This window comes from Arenibacterium sp. CAU 1754, assembly GCF_054482635.1.
The window spans coordinates 45,701-64,523 of sequence record NZ_JBTLRG010000006.1 but is presented as its reverse complement, the minus strand read 5'-3'; the positions used below and the strand labels follow the sequence as shown (position 1 = coordinate 64,523).

Here is an 18,823-nt window from a genome sequence, read left to right as displayed (position 1 = left end):
TGGCCGGACTGACCCGCAAAGGACAGGCCCATGAAGGCAGCGCTAAGCGAGAGATACGGACCACCGGACGTCGTTGGGATACGCGATGTGCCCAAACCGACCCCCAAGCCGGACGAGGTCCTGGTTCAGGTTCGCGCGACCACGGTCTCAAGAACCGATTGCGGCATGCGCGAGCCGCATCCGTTTTTCATCCGTCTGTCGGCCGGTCTCATGACGCCAAAGACCACCATTCTGGGAATGGATTTCGCCGGGGTGGTCGACGCGGTTGGCCCGAATGTGACCCGCTTTGAACCGGGCGACCGTGTGTTCGGGATGTCACCTGAGACCTATGGCGCCCATGCCGGGTTTCTCTGCGTGGCCGAAACCGGACAGATCGCGACCATGCCGGACGGTGTTTCCTTTCACGAGGTCGTTTTGTGCGAAGGGGCCTGGTATGCGCAGACCTGCCTCAAATGGCTTGACCTGAACCCGGGCGATAAATTGCTGATCTATGGGGCCTCGGGGGCGGTTGGAACCGCGGCGGTTCAGCTTGCCACAGCGTCCGGCTTCACCGTGACCGCAGTCGTCGGAACCCGGCATCTCGACCTTGCACGTGCGCTTGGAGCGGATCAAATCGTGGACTATACCCAGGAAGATTTCACGCAACTGACGGACCGGTTTGACGGCGTGCTGGATGCTGTCGGAAAGACCACGTTCTTTCAGTGTCGTAAACTTATGAAACCAACGGCCAGATATGCGAGCACCGATCTGGGACCGTACTGGCAAAACCTGTTGCTGGCCTTCTGGTCCAATGTGACCGGTCGAAATCGGGTGAACATACCTTTCCCCGAACAGAACCAAGGTCTTGTCCGCTCGCTGAAAGACCTTATTCAGGCAGGGAAATTGCGCGCGGTGATTGATCGGCACTACCCGCTCGAAGACATCGAACAGGCCTATCGCTATGTCGAGACCGGCCAAAAAACCGGAATCGTCGTGATCGACATCGCGGCCGAAACCGGGAGGTCATGACAGCGAAACTGCCGTCCCCGGCGCTCAGATCGGGCCGCTTTTGATCACGCCCTCGGCCAGCCAGGCATCCACGACTTTAAGCGCGGCGTCCGAAAACGTCGAATCGTTGATGTGAGCGTCCAGTTCCACCAAGGAGACATTCGCCGGGCATCGGGCCCGCATTTCGTCGACAAAAGCGGCAAGGCCCTCGGGATCGCTCAGCGGTCCGCCTTCCCGGTCCCATTCATTGCAGCCTTGCAGCGGCAGAAGAAACGTCACCGGTCCTGTCGCAGTTGCCAGCTTGGTGCAAATCTCGCGGGCCATCTCGCGGCGCTGATCCGCGGTCATCATCACCGATGACAAAAGGCGGTTGTGTGCGTGCACCTCTTGCCCGACGAGTTTTGCCGGGGCGTCCTGCCAGCCGACAAAATCAACAAGATCATAACAACCCGGCGCAACGATCTGCGGAATGCCTGCGTGACCGGCATGTGTCATCCGGTCGCCGCCCGCGCTGATCGAAGACCCCATGAGGTGATTGCCGACCTCCTGCGGGGCAAAGTCCATCACAGCCGCGAAGGCGCCTTCGGCGGCGAGGCTCTCAAAGGCGCGCCCACCCATGCCGGTCGCGTGAAAGACCGCGACCTCGAAGCCCCGCGCCTCAAGCGCGGGTTTGAGCGGGACCATGTAGCGCAGGACCGTTTTGCCGAAAGAGGTCATCCCGATCAGCGGCCGGTCCCGTCTTGGTGGTTCCACCGCGCGGGCCGCGCCCAGAACGGCGCCTGCCGCCTGGCTGAGCGATGACTTGCACACCGAATTCAAACCATAAAGCCCCCCCGCCCAGAGGATCATCTGGATATCCGCGGGCAACCGCTCGGGCGGGATCAGCGGCGAAAAGGAAACTGTGGACACGATGTACTTGGGCACACCCAAGGGCAGCGCCGTACAGACGTCCAGTGCCAGATCCGTGCCCATCGTGCCACCAAGGACAATTGCCCCGTCGAACTTTCCCTCGCCAAAAAGTCGACCGGCCAGAGCCGAGGCCCCCTTTGCCATGATCTGCATGGCAAGATTTTCATCCTCTCCGTCAATCGCCTCCTGGATGGTATGACCGCCCGCCGCGGCCACGTCATGCTTGGAAACGTCGGTGGGTTGGGACGGGTCGCCAAGAACGCTCACATCCATGGTCAGGACATGTCCGCCTTGCTGCCGGATCACCTGGGCCATGTAGGTCAGTTCTTCGTCCTTGGTGTCGTAGGTCCCCACGATCAGGATCGTTCGGTCGGTCACGATGCAGCCCCCTAAAGCTTGATCCATGCTGTTTTCAGGTCGAGATATTTGTCGAAGGCGTGCAGTGATTTGTCATGCCCGTTGCCCGATTGGCCGACACCGCCAAGAGGAACGGTCAGATCGGCGCCGCCATAGGTGTTCACATGGACAATACCCGCCCTGATCCGGCGCACCATACGGTGCGCGCGCGACAAGTTCGCGGTCCATACGGCAGCGGCGAGCCCATAGTCGGTCCCGTTTGCAAGCGCGACTGCTTCGTCTTCGGTATCGAAAGGCGTCACCGCCAGGACGGGTCCGAACACCTCTTGCTGCGCCAACCGGTCGTCCGGGTGCACGCCTGTGACAATCGTTGGCGCCATGTAATACCCGCCGGTCTCTTCCAGAATACGCGTGCCGCCGGTGACGATGGCGCGCCCCTGCGCGTGGGCCTCGTCAACGAATGCAAGGTTCTGTTCGAGTTGACGCAGCGAGTTGACCGCACCGGCCGACGTGGCGGGATCCAGCGGATCACCAACCGTCATCGCACGCGCATGATCGGCCAGCTTTTCGACAAAGGCGTCATGCACCGACCGTTCCATGAGCAGCCGAGACCCTGCGACGCACACTTGCCCGGAATTGCGAAAGATGCCTGCCGCCGAAACTTTCGCGGCCTCGTCCAGATCGGGGGCATCGGCGAAAACGATGTTGGGCGACTTGCCCCCCAGTTCCAGATAGACACGTTTGAGGTTTGAACGCGCCGATGCCTCCAGCAGGCGCCGACCCGTGGCGCCAGACCCGGTGAAGACCAGAACATCAACGTCCATGGATTCGGCGATGGTTGCTCCGACGACGGCGCCCTCCCCCGTGACGATGTTGAGAACGCCCGGTGGCAACCCCGCTTCCAGTGCCAGGGCGCCGATGCGCAACAGTGAGAGCGATGCCGTTTCCGCAGGTTTCAGCACGACCGAACAACCCGCTGCCAGCGCCGGCCCCAGCTTCCAGGCGCCGATCATCAAAGGGAAGTTCCAAGGAATAATGGCGCCGACGACACCGGCGGGGGCACGGTGCACCAGCCCCAGGATACCGGGGTCGGTCGGGGCGATTTCGCCGTTCAGCTTGTCGATGGCCTCGCTGTAATAGCGGATCGTCGCAGCCGCAGACAGGGGCTCGGCCTTCAAGGCCATTCCGATTTCGGTGCCGTTTTCACGCACACCCAGCACAGCGATTTCCAAAGCATGCGCCTCAATCAGGTCGGCCCATTTCAGCAGGACCGCCTTTCGCTCCTTCGGCGCAAGACCGCTCCAGCGGCCATCGTCGAAGGCCCTGCGTGCGGCGCTGATCGCGGCGTTGGCATCGTCGGGCGTTCCCGCCGCCATGGTGGTGATCCGCGTTCCGTCGATGGGCGAAATCACATTCAGCGTTGCGCCGTCCGAAGCGGCACATTGCGCACCGTCTATCAAATGCTGCGCTGCCGGAACGGAGGCGTGCCGCAGTGAAGCAAGCTTGGCGAGGTCCATGGTGTCTCCCATCTTATGGTTCACTATATGAACCACCGGCATCATAATTATTGACAGGCGATATTCATCTGTCAATCATCGGGTAAAGAAAAACGAAGCCATAACAAAAAGCATCAACCTGGGAGACCACCATGAAATCCATCCTGAAAGCCACCGCCACGACATTTGCGCTTGCGCTCGCCGGGCCCGCCCTTGCGGAATACCCCGAGAAACCTGTCAGCTTCATCGTTCCCTGGCCTCCGGGCGATCTTGAGGATGTTCTGACCCGGATGATCGCCGAGGATTTCCAGGCCGAATACGGCGTTGCGGCGGCTGTGGTGAACAAGCCCGGCGGCGGCGGCGGACCCTTCCCCGGCGCGATCGAGGTCGCCACGGCCCCGGCGGACGGTTATACGATCGGATCGTTTGTGCCGGCCGTTGCGCTGATCGGTCATGAGATCGACATTCCGGAACTGGCACCTGAAAAGTTCGATCCGGTCGGCATTTTCCTCACCTACCCGTTTGTGATCGCTGCATCGGGCAAAGCGCCTTATGGCACTATGGAGGAACTCGCCTCCTATGCCAAAGAGAACGACGTGGTTCTTGGCCACTTCGGCGATGTGCTGACGCCAACGCAGGTGACCAAGGCGCTGGCCAAGAACATGGGGTTCGAATGGGCGTCGGACGCAGCCTTTGATGCGCTTGACTGCAACACGCTGGCCTCGGGCGACGCGGATGTCATCAACACGACGCTGCAGCTGATCCTGCCCTGTCTCGATCAGGTGAATGTGCTTGTGTCCGTCACCGGCGAACGCATCGCGAAAGTGCCAGACACCCCCGCGATTGGCGAGGTTGCTCCGTCCCTGAACATTTCGCTGTGGAACGGTCTGTTCGTCACCAAGGACACGCCTGCGGACGTGCGCGCCAAGATCGCAGCCGTCGCAGAGAAAACCGTGATGAGCGAGCGCGCCCAGAAGGTCGCCGCCGAGACCGGGGCCCTTGTCTACTGGTTGAACGCGGATGAAAGCGCCAAGGTAATCGACGCCGACAAGGCGACACTGGGCACGATCAACGGTCTGCTTGAATAACATCTCCGGAGGGGCCGCACGGCCCCTCCCAATTCTGCGCTGGTGGCATCCTTGAACAACGATCACGACACTCAGATTAAAACGCGCAGCGTGGGTCAGACGGTTTTCGTCTTCGCCGCTCTGGGCACCGTCGTTTTGCTGCTGTCGCTGATCACGCAACAGACCGTCTGGGTCGAAGACGCCAAATCCTTTGCCGCACAACCGCGGTTTTGGCCGGGCGTCGCGCTGATCACCATGCTGACGTCTCTTGCCCTTCATGCCTGGCTGATGCGCCGCCGACGGCCCAACCGTCAGGATTGGGCCGAGGTGCGGCGATGGGCGCAACCGCTGGAATACGTCGTCTGGTTCATGGTCTACGTCTTTGCCGTGCCGATCATCGGCTTTCTTCCGATGAGCATCGCCTTCGCCTGCGCGCTGACATGGCGGCTTGGCTACCGGGAAAAATTCTATCAGTTGGCGGCGTTGGCCTTTGCAGTCGCGACCGTGGTCCTCTTCAAGGGCTTTCTTGGCGTCAAGATCCCCGGCGCCGCGCTTTATGAGCTGCTGCCGGACGGTCTGCGCAGCTTCTTTATCCTGTACCTGTGATGGAGGTGCTAGCCGCAGCCATCGAGGCTCTCGCCCGCTGGGATGTCGCCTTGGCGCTTCTTGTTGGGTCGGTCGGCGGCGTTGCCATCGGGGCGATCCCGGGCGTCGGGCCCGCCGTCGCAATCGCGATCCTCCTGCCCGCGACATTCTCGATGGACCCGATCGTGGGGCTGACCGTGCTGCTGGGGATATACGGCTCGTCCATGTACGGCGGCGCGATCCCGGCGATCCTGATCAACACACCCGGCACAGCGGTCAATGCGCTGACCACCTATGACGGGTTTCCGATGACCCTGCGCGGGGAAGGGCGCCGGGCGCTGTCGCTTGCCTATTCGGCCAGTTTCTTTGGCGGCATCTTTTCGGTTATTTGCCTGATCCTTCTGTCGCCCGTTCTGGCCAAAGTGGCACCGATGTTCGGGTCGCGCGAAATCTTTCTTGCGGCGGGGCTGGGCATTCTGCTTGTAGTCGTGGCGCACCGGGGCCAGATGCTGATCGCTGCCGCACTTGCCGGGTTCGGCATATTCCTCAATACCGTCGGGCTTGAGCCGGTGAAGTACACCCGCCGCTATACGTTTGAGCAGTCGTGGCTTGCCGGCGGCATTGATCTGATCGTCGTCGTCCTCGGTCTCTTTGCGCTGAGCCAGGCGTTGATGCTGCTGACGATGGACGACGAAAAGGTCCGCCTAACCAAATCGCGCGGGTCCCTGTTCCAAGGCTTTCGCGAACTTCTTCGCCACCCGCGCATCGCTGCGATTTCGGCGTCCTTCGGTGTCGTGATGGGTATGGTCCCCGGCGTCGGAGAATTCACCGCGCAATTCATGTCCTACACGTCCGCCCGCCGGCTTTCCAAGACGCCCGAGGCGTTCGGGCACGGCTCCTCGGAGGGGCTGATCGCGTCGGAAACCGCGAACAACGCTGTGCCCGCCGCTGCGATGATCCCGCTTCTGGCCTTGGGCATCCCCGGCGAGGCGCTGACCGCGATGATGCTGTCGGTCTTTTATGTCCACAACGTCGTGCCGGGCCCGGGACTGTTCCAGTTCCAGATGGATTTCGTCGTTGCGCTGTACCTTGCGCTTCTGGTTTTGAACGTGCTGGTCGTGATCTTTCTGCTGGTTTCGACCGGGTGGCTTGTTCATCTGACACGCATTCCGAACCGGTTTCTGGGAATGTGCATCCTGCTTCTCAGCTTTGTCGGCGTCTATTCGATCCGAAACTCGGCGGTGGATTGCGGGATCGCCGCAGTCTTCGGGTTGCTGGGATATGTGCTCAAGCGGCTGAACCTGCCGATCGTTCCGATCATTCTGGGCATGGTGCTGGGCAATATCATGGAGGTGAAACTTCGCGCGTCGATGAACCGGGTGAAGGAACCGCTTGATTTCATCGACCGGCCCATTGCCTTTCTTTTGTTCTGCATGATCCTGATCATCCTGGCGTCAACCGCCTGGCGCGTCTGGCGCGACTGGAAACCCGTCGACCGGCGCAGGCCCGCGAAAAAGGCGTCCGAAGCCTTTGCCAAGCGGATCGCCGGGCGCAAGACCCGCCATTTCGAACACCGCACCAAAACTCATCGTAGAAAGCGTAGCTATGACCATCTGGGCTCCTGACGACGACGGATATGCCGACCTCGGGTCGCACGATTCCTTTGCGCAAGGTGCGCCGTACAACACCTTTGCCAGGTTACGCCGCGAGGATCCGTGCCACTGGTCGGATTTCGCGCATGGCGCCGGGTACTGGTCGATCACGCGGCATGCCGACATCGTCCAGATGATCCGCGACGTTGACACCTTTTCTTCGGCACGCGGCATCCGGATGGAGGATCAGACCTACGAAGAATACATGGCCCGTCGCACGTTTCAGGAAACCGACGGGATGGAGCACCGCAAGGTCCGCATGAAAGTCGCCAAGGCATTCTCGGCCCCGGTCGTCAAAGGGTTTGAGGACCAAATCCGCGATCTGTGCCATCCGATCCTCGACGCCGCGCTGGAAAAAGGCAGCTTTTGCGCGACAAAGGAAATTGCCCGCGAATTGCCGATGCGGATGCTGGGACAGATCCTCGGCACCCCCGACGAGGACCTGCCGTGGCTCGTGGACAAGGGGGATGCGCTGATGGCCAACAGCGACCCTGACTTTACCGAACATGTCGTCGATCAGATGAAGACCGACAAATACCGGCTGATGCCCTTCAATTCGCCCGCGGGGGCAGAACTCTATGAATACGCGCGTGATCTGATGGAGCGGAAGAACCGCACCGGCGATACCGACGGCGTTCTGCACCTGATCCTGCAACCTGACGAAAATGGCGAGACGATCTCGGAAACGGAATTCAGGAATTTCTTCTGTCTGCTCGTGGCCGCAGGCAATGACACTACACGCTATTCCATCGCTGCGGGGATTCAGGCGCTGGCCCGCCAGCCGGGGTTGCAGGAACAGCTAAAGTCGGGAGAGGTCTGGGAGACTGCGGCAGACGAGATTGTCCGCTGGGCCTCGCCCGCCACGTATTTCCGCCGCACCGCCACCCGTGATGTCGAGATGCATGGAAAGCAGATCCGCGAAGGCGACAAGGTTCTCTACTGGTTCATCTCGGCGAACCGCGACAAAGAGATGTTCGACGATCCGTACCGTCTGGACCTCGCGCGCAAGCCCAACCGCCAGCTTGGCTGGGGACAGGGCGGACCGCATGTCTGCCTTGGCATGCACTTGGCCCGGCTCGAAATTCGCGTGCTCCTTCAGGAACTGGTGAAACGCATTGCAACCATTGAACCCGATGGCCCCGAGGCCTTCGTCCGCTCGAACTTTGTGAATGGCATCAAACGATTGCCCGTTCGCGTCACCTTGAATTGAGTCCCACATGCCCGACCGTCTGCGCGCCCTGTTCATCGACCACCTTTCGATCCCCCGCGGAAAACACCTCCCCGCGAGCAAGATCGCCGATAGCGAGTCGCGCTTTGCGCGGGCGACCTTTGGTGTGCATTACGATCGCGACCTGCTTTTTGATGCGCCCCACGCCGAGGTACGGGGCGGAATGCCGGATATGGAGCTTCGCTGGCGCGAGGCCGACATCCGTGACGGATGGGATGCGGGCACCAAGGTCGTTCTGGGCGATCTTTATGATGCATCGGGCGCGCCCCTTGCCTTGTGCCCGCGCGGCGCACTGAAACGTGCGATTGCGGCATGGGGTGCACACGGGCTGACGCCGAAACTCGGCATCGAGCTTGAGGCCTATGCGCTTCAGGGCGATGAAACTGGCCGACTGCGCCCCTATGATGCGCCCGGCGGTGTTGTCTATGGCACCGGCCCCTTTGCCGACCCCATGCGCGTCAACGACCTGATCTGGCGCAAGGCCGAAGAGCTTGGCTTTCGGCTCGACATGATCACGGCGGAATATGACAGCCCCCAGTTCGAATATACCCTCACCTTCGACGATGCGCTCAAGGCGGTGGATGATATTGTCCTGTTCCGTCTGATGGCGCGGGAAATCGCGCTTGATGCCGGTATCGTGCTGACCTTCCTGCCCAAGCCGATCCCGGAACTGGGCGGTTCGGGCATGCATATCAACTTTTCCTTCACCGATACCGACGGCAACAACGCCCTGGCGAACGGTGCGGTGGGCGGCCCGGACCACATGAACGATCTCGCCCGCGGATGCGCCGCCGGTCTGGTCCATCACCACAAGGGTCTTGCCGGCCTTCTGGCACCGACAGCGCAATCTTACCTGCGTCTTCAGCCGGGTGCCTTGTCTGGATATTGGAAGAACTGGGGCGGCGATCATCGCGGCGTGACGACGCGGGTGTCCAGCGAAGGCGGGTCCAAGGCGCGGCTTGAACATCGCATGGCCGACGCAAGTGCCAACCCCTATACCGCCTGTGCCGCCGTCCTGCACGCCGCGCGGCTTGGGTTCGAGAACAAACTGACGCTGCCGCCGATGGAAACCGGCGATGGGTTCGACAAGACCGACGCCCGAGACGGGGTCGCCGCGAACCTGCGCGCGGCGATCCGCGACCTTGAGGCCGACGCACCCCTGATCGACGCGGTCGGTCGTGAGCTTGTCGAAAACCACGCCTTCATGAAAGAGCGCGAGTTCCGCAAAACCCGTGATCTTGAACCTGATGCCCTGCTCGATTTCTATGTGTGGTTCGTCTGAGATGCGGCTGGCGATCCTCATAACGAACACCGACAACAGCGACTTTGCCAAGGCACGGCCCGACGACGGCGAAAAATTCGCGACCCTGATCCGCGAGGTGCGCCCGGACTGGAGCTGCGATCCCTACTGGGTGTGCCGCGACGAATTCCCCTCGGACATCACGGGCTATGACGGGGTTCTGATCACCGGCAGCCCTGCATCGGTCAGCGAAAAAGCGCCGTGGATGACCCGCCTTGAAACCCTGATCCGCAACATGGTGGCGACAGGTGTCCCGTTGTTCGGGGCCTGCTTTGGTCACCAGTTGATCGCCAAGGCGCTTGGGTCGAGGATCATCAGAAACCCCGATGGCTGGGGCCACGGCCGGCTTGAGATCTCGCGCGCGGAGCGCATGCCCTGGTCCGGCCCTGAACAGGTGCTCAGCCTATACGGCTCTCATATCGAACAGGTCGAAAAAGCCCCTGACAATGCCCAGGTGACCTTTTCGGGAACGGGGTGCCCGGTCGCGGGATTCGCTTTGGGCGACACGGTTTCGACGATACAGCACCATCCCGAGATGACGCATGCGTTCATCACAGACCTTGTCGAGCACTACGCCCACGATCTGGGCGCCGAGGTCACAGAGACCGCGCGCAAATCGCTTGTGCGCCCGGCGGACCGCACCGCATTTGCCGAAGAAATCGCGCGTTTTTTCGAACATGCCGCGGCCCATGTCCGCAAGAGAACAGGTTAGGGCCGGACGATGGGAACAATCACCAAAGCACTTGGTCTGCTGAACCATTTTTCGGCCTCCCGCCCCGAAATCGGGCTGGGCCAGTTTGTCCGGCTGAGCGGGCGGGACAAGGCAACGGTGCACCGCCATCTGACCGAGCTGGAAGAGAACGGGTTTCTCGAGAAGAACCCGGAAACCCGGGCATATCGCCTAGGCCCGGCCCTTTTGCGCCTTGCCGCCGTGCGCGAGGCCGGTTCCCCGGTCAGCGAATTGCTGCGCCCCATCGTGACCGATCTGGCCGACGCCGCAGGCGAACTGGCGCATGCGTCGCTTTTGCAGGGCGACGTGCTGTCGCCGGTTGTCCACGCCGACCCGCGGCTGCACGGCACCCAGGTTCATTTTGACGAAGCCGAGATTTTGCCGCTGCACGCCACCTCAAGCGGGCTTGCCGTTCTGGCCTTCGTTGAACCGGAGGTGGCGCAAAGCATTCTGGCGGGGCCGCTCAGCACCTATACCAACCAGACGATCATCGATCCAAAGCGGCTGAGCCGGATGATCGAAGAAACCCGCCAGACCGGGCTCAGCCAACTGGTCGGAACCTTCGACGAAGAGGTGGCGTCCCAGGCCGCGCCGGTCTTTGGCCGAAACGGTGCGGTCATCGGTGCAATCGCGGTCGCGGTCCCGGTGGTGCGCGCCCAGCAGCACCGGTTGAGCGAGATCGCCGAGAAGCTGCGCCGGGCCGCGCGCGCCGCATCCCGGTCACTTGGCGGAACTTACCCAGACCTTCCGGCCACCGCGCCTTCGCGCGCATCGGCATGACCGTCCGAAGGTGAAACATGGAACGAGGCACGACATGAAAGATACGAATTTCCTGAAAGCAAACAACGCGCGCCAGTTGTGGCATCCCATGGCCCATCCCGCCGACAGTCAGGCCAACCCGCCCGATATCATCGTCGGCGGCGACGGTGTCGAGATCACGGATGTCGACGGTTACAGGACGGTCGATGCCGTCGGCGGGCTCTGGAACGTGAACCTCGGCTATTCCTGCGCCCCGGTAAAGCAGGCCATTGCCGAACAGCTTGAAAAGCTGCCTTATTATTCGATCTTTCGGGGCACCTCGAATGATGCGGCGATCGAACTTTCCCTGATGCTCACGGAATTTTTCGCGCCCGAGGGCATGTCCCGCGCCTTTTACACATCAGGCGGGTCGGACAGTGTCGAGGTCTCTCTGCGCCTTGCACGGCAATACCACAAACTGCGCGGTGAAGCGGGTCGGGTCAAATTCCTGAGCCTGAAAAAGGGGTATCACGGAACCCATACACTGGGTGCTTCGGTGAACGGGAACGCGAACTTCCGCACGCAATACGAACCCCTGATGCCCGGCTGTTATCACATTCCGGCACCCTACACATACCGCAACCCTTTTGACGAAACCGATCCCGCGCGCCTGGCCCAACTGTGCCTCGCCGCGCTGGAGGACGAGATCAGGTTTCAGGACGCTTCGACAATCGCGGGTTTCATCATGGAGCCCGTCCTGGGTGCAGGCGGCGTGATCCCACCGCACGAAAGCTTTATGCCGGGCGTGCGCGAAATCTGTGACAAATACGGCATTCTGCTCATCGCCGACGAGGTGATCACCGCATTTGGCCGCACAGGCAGCTGGTCCGGGTGCCGCCACTGGGGCGTCAAACCTGATCTGATGTGCACCGCAAAGGCGATCACCAACGGCTATTTCCCGTTCGGCGCGGTCATGGTTTCGGGCAAGGTCGCGGAGGTTTTCGAACAGGACAAGACCGGCAAGGGTGCCATCGCATCGGGCTATACCTATTCCGGGCATCCCGTCGGCGCGGCAGCGGCGGTTGCCTGCCTCAAGGAAACCGAGCGGCTTCAGGTGAATGTCAACGCCGCGCAGCGCGGCGCCGAGTTGTTCGAGGGTCTGAAATCGCTGGCCAACACGCATGAATCCATCGGAGACGTCCGCGGCGGCCACGGGCTGATGTGCGCGCTGGAACTGGTTGCAGACCGCAAGACAAAGGCCCCCATCGACAAGTCCGTGATCGGAAAGGTTCACCGCGTCACCTATGAAAACGGCGCCATGATCCGGGTTTCGGGCAACAACATCATCCTGTCGCCACCGCTGGTCCTGACCAGCGAGCATGTCCGGACAATCCTGTCGGCGCTCGATGCGGGTCTGACAGCGGCAGCGTAACCCGGCCCATGGCGCTGCGGCCCAGCCGCTCGGAGACCCACCAGCAACGCGCCCTCGTTTGTTGTCAGGCCTGTTCGCGCAGCTCTGTCTTCAGTCCGTCGGGTGTCCAGCCATTCACGATCGGAGACGTGCAGACCCGTGGCCGCCTGTTACGCGTGGCGGGCCACTGCCCGCTTCTCAGACAGCCGACACAGCATATTGCCTGAACATGCCCTTGACAAAACTTTACGAACAAAGATTGCTTTTTTCCGCGCGGCAAGAAACACTAACGGAGTGAAATTTTACTGGCGCGAACTGGGCAGGCTGGAATGGAAGATACGAAAATCAGGAACATGGAAGAATTTGCCACCGTTTGCGGCATTTCGCGGCCGACGATCTCGAAATATTTTCACGATCCTGACAGCGTCCGACCCTCAACCCGTCAACGCATAGAACAGGCGCTGGAGCGGTACGATTACCAGCCCAATGTTTTCGCCATGAACCAGAACCGAAAGCTGACCAAGAATGTCGGCATCGTGGTTCCATACCTCGCCGATCCGTTCTTTGCCGAGATCGCGCGCAATATCGAACAACGCTGCATAGCCGCCGGGTACCGGCCGACGCTGTACAGTTCCCACGGCCAGCAGGCTTTGGAAAATGACATTCTGGATACGCTAAGGTCCTTGAAACCGGCCGGGGTGTTGCTTGCGCCGCTGGGCCGCGCGTCAGACCGGGCCGCGATCGAGAAATTTTGTGCCGATGTGCCAACGGTCCTGTTCGACAGCCATATACCCGACCTTGGCCTGGCCTTTGTCGGGTCGGACAACCTGCAATTTGCCATGCTGATGGTGGAATATCTCTGCCGGACCGGAGAGCCCCCCTGCTTTTTCGAGATGAAGAACCCGTCGAACCCGAATGCGAACAAGCGCCGACAAGGATACATCAACGCGATGGAGCGGTTGGGGCACGCGCCCCATATCGTGAAAGCTGCAGGCGAAGGGTGGAGTTTTGAAGAGATCGGCCGGCGCGAAGGCAGCAAGGCTCTGACTGACGGACAGTTTGCAACGAACACCGTTCTTTGCAGCAACGACCGTCTGGCCATCGGTTTTCTCACGGCCTGTTACGAAACCCGAATCCGGGTCGGTCGTGACCCCGATTGCCAAATTCGGGTGGCCGGGCAGGATGATCACCCGTTTTCCCGCTTTACCTGCCCGCCGTTGACGACGGTCGCGCAGGATTACGATGCCATCTCGCGCAGCGCTGTCGATATCCTGTTCCGTGCGGTGGAAGGTATTGAAAACCCGCACGAAACGATCTTTTTCGAGGGCAAGCTGGTCATGCGCGATTCCGCGTGAAATCGCCAAAACTTTCCGCGCGTAAAATTTTTGATTGACGCAGCGGAGGATTCACCTCTAGGCTTCCGGTGTCACATCCAAGCATAGGGAGGAACCGGATGTACCTCAGAAACGCATTTCGTGCGGCAACCGCGCTCGCCGTGATTTCGGCCGGCGCCGTTCAGGCCGACACGATCACCATTGCCACCGTCAACAACGGTGACATGATCCGCATGCAAGGTCTCACCGACGATTTCACCGCCAAGACCGGACATGAAGTCGAGTGGGTGACCCTTGAGGAAAACGTTCTTCGTCAGCGCGTCACGACCGATATCACCACCAAAGGCGGTCAGTTCGATATCATGACCATCGGCATGTACGAGACGCCGATCTGGGCCTCTAACGGCTGGCTGGTGGCACTGGACGATCTCAGCGCAGACTACGATGTCGACGATCTGCTGCCTGCCATGGCCGCGGGCCTCAGCAATGACGGCACGCTTTACGCCGCGCCGTTCTATGGCGAATCCTCGATGATCATGTATCGCACCGATCTGATGGAAAAGGCCGGGCTGGAAATGCCCGATGCCCCGACCTGGGATTTTGTCGCCGACGCGGCGCGCAAGATGACCGACAAGGACAATGAAATCTACGGCATCTGCCTGCGCGGCAAGGCTGGCTGGGGCGAAAACATGGCGTTCTTGACCACGCTGGCCAACTCGTTCGGTGCGCGCTGGTTCGACGAAAACTGGACCGCGCAATTCGATCAGCCGGAATGGAAGGATGCGATCACCTTCTACATGAACCTGATGAACGATGCCGGCCCTCCGGGCGCGTCGAACAACGGCTTCAACGAAAACCTGTCGCTGTTCCAGCAGGGCAAATGCGGCATGTGGATCGACGCCACGGTTGCGGCGTCCTTCGTGACCAACCCCAACGATTCGACCGTTGCCGACAAGGTGGACTTTGCGCTTGCACCGGACGCTGGCAAGGGAAAGCGCGCCAACTGGCTCTGGGCCTGGGCGCTGGCGATCCCGGCCGGGACGGATAACGAAGGTGCCGCCAAGCAGTTCATCGAGTGGGCAACATCCAAGTCCTACATCGAGCTTGTCGCGTCGAAAGAGGGCTGGGCCAACGTGCCTCCGGGTGCGCGCACATCTCTCTATGAGAACCCCAACTATACCGAGGTTCCCTTTGCCAAGATGACGCTCGACAGCATCAACGCGGCTGACCCGAACAACCCGACCGTGGATCCGGTTCCGTATATCGGCATCCAGTTCGTCGCCATTCCCGAATTCGCCGGGATCGCGACCCAGACCGGTCAGGAATTCTCGGCCGCTCTGGCAGGCCAGCAAACTGCCGAAGAAGCGCTCGCCAAGGCACAGGCCCTGACGACCGAAGAAATGGAAGCCGCAGGCTACTGACGGTCCTCCCCGATCAGGGGGTAGCTTCGGCTGCCCTCTGGTCAATTCTCCTGACAGACCGCACACCCAGCGAGACGGCCCCCGCCGTCGATTGAGGAGGCATCCCCATGGCAACCCAACATTCCCGATCCGCCGCCCGTCTGATGATGGCGCCCGCGGTGATCCTGCTTTTGGGCTGGATGCTGGTTCCGCTGACAATGACGCTGTGGTTCTCGTTCAAAAAATACCTGCCATTGCGCGGCGGAGACCTGGGATGGGTCGGCTTTGACAACTATGTCCGGTTCGTGACGTCCAGCGCATTCTGGCCCGCCGTCTGGACCACCCTGATCATCGTTGGCGGCGTCCTGGTCATCACGGTCGTTCTGGGCGTTCTTCTTGCCATGCTTCTGGATCAGCCGATGTGGGGCCAGGGCATTGTCCGCATCCTCGTAATCGCGCCCTTTTTCGTCATGCCCACCGTTTCCGCGCTGGTCTGGAAAAACATGTTCATGGACCCGGTGAACGGCCTGTTTGCGCATCTGTGGAAGATGTTTGGCGCCGAACCGGTCTCGTGGTTGTCCGAGGCCTCACTGCAATCCATCGTCATGATCGTCAGCTGGCAGTGGCTGCCCTTTGCAACGCTGATCCTGCTGACAGCAGTCCAGTCGCTGGACAGCGAACAGCTGGAGGCCGCCGAAATGGACGGGGCCCCGCCGCTCAAACGTTTCTGGTTCATCATTCTGCCGCACCTGAGCCGCGCCATCACCGTGGTGATCCTGATCCAGACCATTTTTCTTTTGTCGATCTTCGCCGAGATATTCGTCACCACCCAGGGCAGCTTTGGCACCCGCACCCTGACCTATCTGATCTTCCAGCGCGTGTTGGAAAGCCAGAACGTCGGGCTGGGGTCGGCCGGCGGGGTCTATGCCATCATCCTCGCCAATATCGTCGCCATCTTCCTGATGCGCATCGTCGGCAAGAACCTGGACGCCTGAGGAGGTCATCATGGCACGCGCTGTCACACCACAACGCAAGACGATCAATACCGTGCTGGCCTGGACCGTGGGGTTGCTGATCTTCTTTCCGATCCTCTGGACGATCCTGACCAGCTTCAAGACCGAAGCACAGGCCATCGCCTCGCCGCCGATCTTTCTCGGCTTTGACTGGACGCTGGAAAACTACGCCATCGTTCAAGAGCGTTCGAACTACATGCGGTTTCTGTGGAACTCGGTGATCATCGCGGGTGGGTCGACGCTTTTGGGCATTGTCATTGCGGTTCCGGCGGCATGGTCCATGGCCTTTGTGCCGTCCAAACGCACCAAGGACATCCTGCTCTGGATGCTGTCGACCAAGATGCTGCCCGCGGTCGGCGTTCTTTACCCGATCTACCTGCTGTTCATCCGGATGGGCCTTTTGGACAACCGGTTCGGCCTTGTGATCGTGCTGATGCTGATCAACCTGCCGATCATTGTCTGGATGCTTTACACCTATTTCCGGGAAATCCCCGGTGAAATTCTCGAGGCCGCGCGGATGGACGGGGCAACGTTGAAAGAGGAAATCCTCTATGTGCTGACGCCCATGGCGGTGCCCGGAATCGCCTCGACCATCCTGCTCAACATCATCCTCGCCTGGAACGAAGCGTTTTGGACGCTCAACCTCACCGCGGTTAACGCGGCACCACTCACGGCCTTCATTGCCAGCTATTCCAGCCCCGAGGGTCTCTTCTACGCCAAGCTCTCCGCCGCATCGACCATGGCCATCGCACCGATCCTCATTCTGGGTTGGTTCAGCCAAAAACAACTGGTGCGCGGCCTGACCTTTGGCGCCGTGAAATAAGGACAAGACAAATGGGACGCATCGTACTCGACAAAGTCACCAAGAGCTTCGGCGATGTGGAGGTTATCCCGCCGTTGGATCTGACCATCGAAGATGGCGAATTCGCGGTTTTCGTCGGCCCCTCGGGATGTGGAAAATCCACCCTTTTGCGCCTGATCGCGGGGCTTGAGGATGTCACCAGCGGTGCGATCCGAATTGACGGCACCGACGCCACCGAAACACCCCCGGCCAAGCGCGGGCTGGCCATGGTGTTCCAGTCCTACGCGCTTTATCCGCATATGTCGGTGCGCAAGAATATCGCCTTTCCGCTGCGCATGGCGAAAATCGATCAGGCCGAAATCGACCGGCGGGTGGAAAGCGCCGCTTCGGTTCTGAACCTAACCGACTATCTGGATCGCCGCCCCGGACAACTGTCCGGCGGTCAGCGCCAGCGCGTCGCCATCGGTCGGGCCATCGTGCGCGAACCGGCGGCCTTTCTCTTTGACGAACCGCTGTCGAACCTTGATGCCGCGCTGCGGGTCGGCATGCGGATGGAGATCAGCGAGCTGCACAAGAAGCTTGCCACCACGATGATCTATGTGACCCACGATCAGGTCGAGGCGATGACCATGGCCGACAAGATCGTGGTGCTGCGCGCCGGTAATATCGAGCAGGTGGGCAGCCCGCTCGATCTGTATCACGCGCCGCGCAACCTGTTCGTTGCGGGGTTCATCGGGTCGCCCAAGATGAATTTCATCGAAGGCGACGTGGCAACGCAGTGCGGCGCCCACACAATCGGCATTCGCCCCGAACATATCGTGGTGTCGGCGGATGACGGGCCCTGGTCCGGGGTGGTCGGCGTATCCGAACACCTGGGGTCGGACACTTTCCTCCACATCCACGAAACGGGCCTGGCGGAAACTATCACCGTGCGCGCCGATGGCGAGGTCGGGTTCCGGCACGGCGACCGGGTCCACCTATCTCTGCGTGAAGACGTCATTCATCGCTTTGACGCAAATGGCCTGAGGATCGCATGACCCGGCTGGTTGGAAAGACCGCCCTGATCACCGGGGCTGCGCGGGGTATAGGGCTGGCCTTTGCCAAGGCCTATGTGCGCGAGGGTGCGCGCGTCGCCATCGCCGATATCGACATCGGCCGCGCCCGTGACGCCGCCGCCGGGTTTGGCCATGCTGCCATCGCGGTCGAAATGGACGTCACCCGACAGGAGAGCATTGACGCCGCTGTGGCCGAAACCGCAGCGGCGCTTGGCCAGATCGACATCCTGATCAACAACGCCGCGCTGTTCACCGCCGCCCCGATCGTCGAGATCACGCGCGCGGAGTACACCCGCGTTTTCGACATCAATGTCGCCGGTACGCTTTTCACCCTGCAGGCCGTCGCCCGCCACATGATCGAGCGTGGCATCAAGGGGCGCATCATCAACATGGCCAGCCAGGCAGGCCGGCGCGGCGAACCCCTGGTGGCCGTCTATTGTGCCACCAAGGCCGCCGTCATCAGCCTGACGCAATCTGCCGGGCTGAACCTGATCGAACACGGGATCAACGTGAACGCCATTGCCCCCGGCGTGGTGGACGGCGAACACTGGGACGGTGTCGATACCTTTTTTGCCAAATACGAAGGCAAGGCGCCGGGCCAGAAGAAGAAAGAGGTTGGCGAGGCCGTGCCTTACGGGCGCATGGGCCGGGCCGAGGACCTGACCGGAATGGCAATTTTCCTGGCCAGCGACGAGGCCAATTACATCGTTGCCCAATGCTACAACGTCGACGGCGGGCAATGGATGAGCTGATGACCGA

Annotated in this window: 17 protein-coding genes; 15 read left to right on the top strand and 2 right to left on the bottom strand. The window is 61.0% G+C overall.

Features of this window, described 5'->3' with window-relative positions; translation table 11 throughout:
- Positions 1-30 precede the first annotated feature (30 nt).
- A complete protein-coding gene (locus ACXYMO_RS18375; protein WP_458880208.1) occupies positions 31-1,008 on the top strand; it encodes an NAD(P)-dependent alcohol dehydrogenase in 978 nt (325 codons plus the stop codon).
- A 24-nt stretch (positions 1,009-1,032) separates the two neighbouring features.
- Here the strand turns inward: ACXYMO_RS18375 and ACXYMO_RS18370 are convergent, their stop codons facing one another.
- Complete coding sequence (locus ACXYMO_RS18370; RefSeq protein WP_458880207.1) at positions 1,033-2,301, bottom strand: Tm-1-like ATP-binding domain-containing protein; 1,269 nt, start codon at positions 2,299-2,301, stop codon at positions 1,033-1,035.
- Positions 2,286-3,770 carry an aldehyde dehydrogenase gene (locus ACXYMO_RS18365; protein ID WP_458880206.1) on the bottom strand — a complete coding sequence of 495 codons (1,485 nt, stop codon included), beginning with the start codon at positions 3,768-3,770 and terminating at the stop codon, positions 2,286-2,288. Before ACXYMO_RS18365 ends, ACXYMO_RS18370 begins: the two co-directional genes overlap by 16 nt.
- A 131-nt stretch (positions 3,771-3,901) precedes the next feature.
- Here ACXYMO_RS18365 and ACXYMO_RS18360 point away from each other — a divergent pair, with 131 nt between their 5' ends.
- From ACXYMO_RS18360 to ACXYMO_RS18295, 14 genes are all read left to right on the top strand, one after another.
- On the top strand, positions 3,902-4,837 hold the full coding sequence (locus tag ACXYMO_RS18360) for a tripartite tricarboxylate transporter substrate-binding protein (protein ID WP_458880205.1): 936 nt from the start codon (positions 3,902-3,904) through the stop codon (positions 4,835-4,837).
- A 51-nt stretch (positions 4,838-4,888) separates the two neighbouring features.
- Positions 4,889-5,422, top strand: coding sequence for a tripartite tricarboxylate transporter TctB family protein (locus ACXYMO_RS18355; protein WP_458880204.1), 534 nt, complete (start codon positions 4,889-4,891; stop codon positions 5,420-5,422).
- A complete protein-coding gene (locus tag ACXYMO_RS18350; protein ID WP_458880203.1) occupies positions 5,422-7,026 on the top strand; it encodes a tripartite tricarboxylate transporter permease in 1,605 nt (534 codons plus the stop codon). Before ACXYMO_RS18355 ends, ACXYMO_RS18350 begins: the two co-directional genes overlap by 1 nt.
- Positions 7,007-8,263 (top strand): cytochrome P450, encoded by a 1,257-nt coding sequence (locus ACXYMO_RS18345; RefSeq protein ID WP_458880202.1) that lies wholly within the window; start codon positions 7,007-7,009, stop codon positions 8,261-8,263. Before ACXYMO_RS18350 ends, ACXYMO_RS18345 begins: the two co-directional genes overlap by 20 nt.
- A 7-nt stretch (positions 8,264-8,270) precedes the next feature.
- Entirely contained in the window at positions 8,271-9,563 is a 1,293-nt protein-coding gene (locus ACXYMO_RS18340) for a type I glutamate--ammonia ligase (protein WP_458880201.1), read from the top strand.
- 1 nt (position 9,564) lies between these two features.
- Positions 9,565-10,293: a type 1 glutamine amidotransferase gene (locus tag ACXYMO_RS18335; RefSeq protein ID WP_458880200.1), complete on the top strand. Its 729-nt coding sequence runs from the start codon at positions 9,565-9,567 to the stop codon at positions 10,291-10,293.
- Positions 10,294-10,302: 9 nt separating this feature from the next.
- Positions 10,303-11,091 carry an IclR family transcriptional regulator gene (locus ACXYMO_RS18330; protein WP_458880199.1) on the top strand — a complete coding sequence of 263 codons (789 nt, stop codon included), beginning with the start codon at positions 10,303-10,305 and terminating at the stop codon, positions 11,089-11,091.
- Positions 11,092-11,125: 34 nt separating this feature from the next.
- The gene (locus ACXYMO_RS18325; RefSeq protein ID WP_458880198.1) at positions 11,126-12,481 is read left to right on the top strand and encodes an aminotransferase class III-fold pyridoxal phosphate-dependent enzyme; all 1,356 of its coding nucleotides are present in this window, start codon (positions 11,126-11,128) and stop codon (positions 12,479-12,481) included.
- A 308-nt stretch (positions 12,482-12,789) separates the two neighbouring features.
- Positions 12,790-13,815: a LacI family DNA-binding transcriptional regulator gene (locus ACXYMO_RS18320; protein WP_458880197.1), complete on the top strand. Its 1,026-nt coding sequence runs from the start codon at positions 12,790-12,792 to the stop codon at positions 13,813-13,815.
- A gap of 98 nt (positions 13,816-13,913) precedes the next feature.
- Entirely contained in the window at positions 13,914-15,215 is a 1,302-nt protein-coding gene (locus ACXYMO_RS18315) for an ABC transporter substrate-binding protein (RefSeq protein ID WP_458880196.1), read from the top strand.
- Between the two features lie 107 nt (positions 15,216-15,322).
- Positions 15,323-16,189: a carbohydrate ABC transporter permease gene (locus ACXYMO_RS18310; protein ID WP_458880195.1), complete on the top strand. Its 867-nt coding sequence runs from the start codon at positions 15,323-15,325 to the stop codon at positions 16,187-16,189.
- 10 nt (positions 16,190-16,199) lie between these two features.
- Complete coding sequence (locus tag ACXYMO_RS18305; protein ID WP_458880194.1) at positions 16,200-17,030, top strand: carbohydrate ABC transporter permease; 831 nt, start codon at positions 16,200-16,202, stop codon at positions 17,028-17,030.
- A gap of 11 nt (positions 17,031-17,041) precedes the next feature.
- Entirely contained in the window at positions 17,042-18,046 is a 1,005-nt protein-coding gene (locus tag ACXYMO_RS18300) for an ABC transporter ATP-binding protein (protein ID WP_458880193.1), read from the top strand.
- Positions 18,043-18,816 (top strand): L-iditol 2-dehydrogenase, encoded by a 774-nt coding sequence (locus ACXYMO_RS18295; protein WP_458880192.1) that lies wholly within the window; start codon positions 18,043-18,045, stop codon positions 18,814-18,816. The genes ACXYMO_RS18300 and ACXYMO_RS18295 overlap by 4 nt, the downstream gene beginning before the upstream one ends.
- The last annotated feature ends 7 nt before the right edge of the window (positions 18,817-18,823 follow it).

Bases quoted from the DNA above. Each gene is read 5' to 3' on its own strand.
- ACXYMO_RS18375 (WP_458880208.1), top strand. From the start codon at position 31: ATGAAGGCAGCGCTAAGCGAGAGATACGGACCACCGGACGTCGTTGGG.
- ACXYMO_RS18370 (WP_458880207.1), bottom strand. From the start codon at position 2,301: ATGGATCAAGCTTTAGGGGGCTGCATCGTGACCGACCGAACGATCCTG.
- ACXYMO_RS18365 (WP_458880206.1), bottom strand. From the start codon at position 3,770: ATGGACCTCGCCAAGCTTGCTTCACTGCGGCACGCCTCCGTTCCGGCA.
- ACXYMO_RS18360 (WP_458880205.1), top strand. From the start codon at position 3,902: ATGAAATCCATCCTGAAAGCCACCGCCACGACATTTGCGCTTGCGCTC.
- ACXYMO_RS18350 (WP_458880203.1), top strand. From the start codon at position 5,422: ATGGAGGTGCTAGCCGCAGCCATCGAGGCTCTCGCCCGCTGGGATGTC.
- ACXYMO_RS18345 (WP_458880202.1), top strand. From the start codon at position 7,007: ATGACCATCTGGGCTCCTGACGACGACGGATATGCCGACCTCGGGTCG.
- ACXYMO_RS18340 (WP_458880201.1), top strand. From the start codon at position 8,271: ATGCCCGACCGTCTGCGCGCCCTGTTCATCGACCACCTTTCGATCCCC.
- ACXYMO_RS18335 (WP_458880200.1), top strand. From the start codon at position 9,565: ATGCGGCTGGCGATCCTCATAACGAACACCGACAACAGCGACTTTGCC.
- ACXYMO_RS18330 (WP_458880199.1), top strand. From the start codon at position 10,303: ATGGGAACAATCACCAAAGCACTTGGTCTGCTGAACCATTTTTCGGCC.
- ACXYMO_RS18325 (WP_458880198.1), top strand. From the start codon at position 11,126: ATGAAAGATACGAATTTCCTGAAAGCAAACAACGCGCGCCAGTTGTGG.
- ACXYMO_RS18320 (WP_458880197.1), top strand. From the start codon at position 12,790: ATGGAAGATACGAAAATCAGGAACATGGAAGAATTTGCCACCGTTTGC.
- ACXYMO_RS18315 (WP_458880196.1), top strand. From the start codon at position 13,914: ATGTACCTCAGAAACGCATTTCGTGCGGCAACCGCGCTCGCCGTGATT.
- ACXYMO_RS18310 (WP_458880195.1), top strand. From the start codon at position 15,323: ATGGCAACCCAACATTCCCGATCCGCCGCCCGTCTGATGATGGCGCCC.
- ACXYMO_RS18305 (WP_458880194.1), top strand. From the start codon at position 16,200: ATGGCACGCGCTGTCACACCACAACGCAAGACGATCAATACCGTGCTG.
- ACXYMO_RS18300 (WP_458880193.1), top strand. From the start codon at position 17,042: ATGGGACGCATCGTACTCGACAAAGTCACCAAGAGCTTCGGCGATGTG.
- ACXYMO_RS18295 (WP_458880192.1), top strand. From the start codon at position 18,043: ATGACCCGGCTGGTTGGAAAGACCGCCCTGATCACCGGGGCTGCGCGG.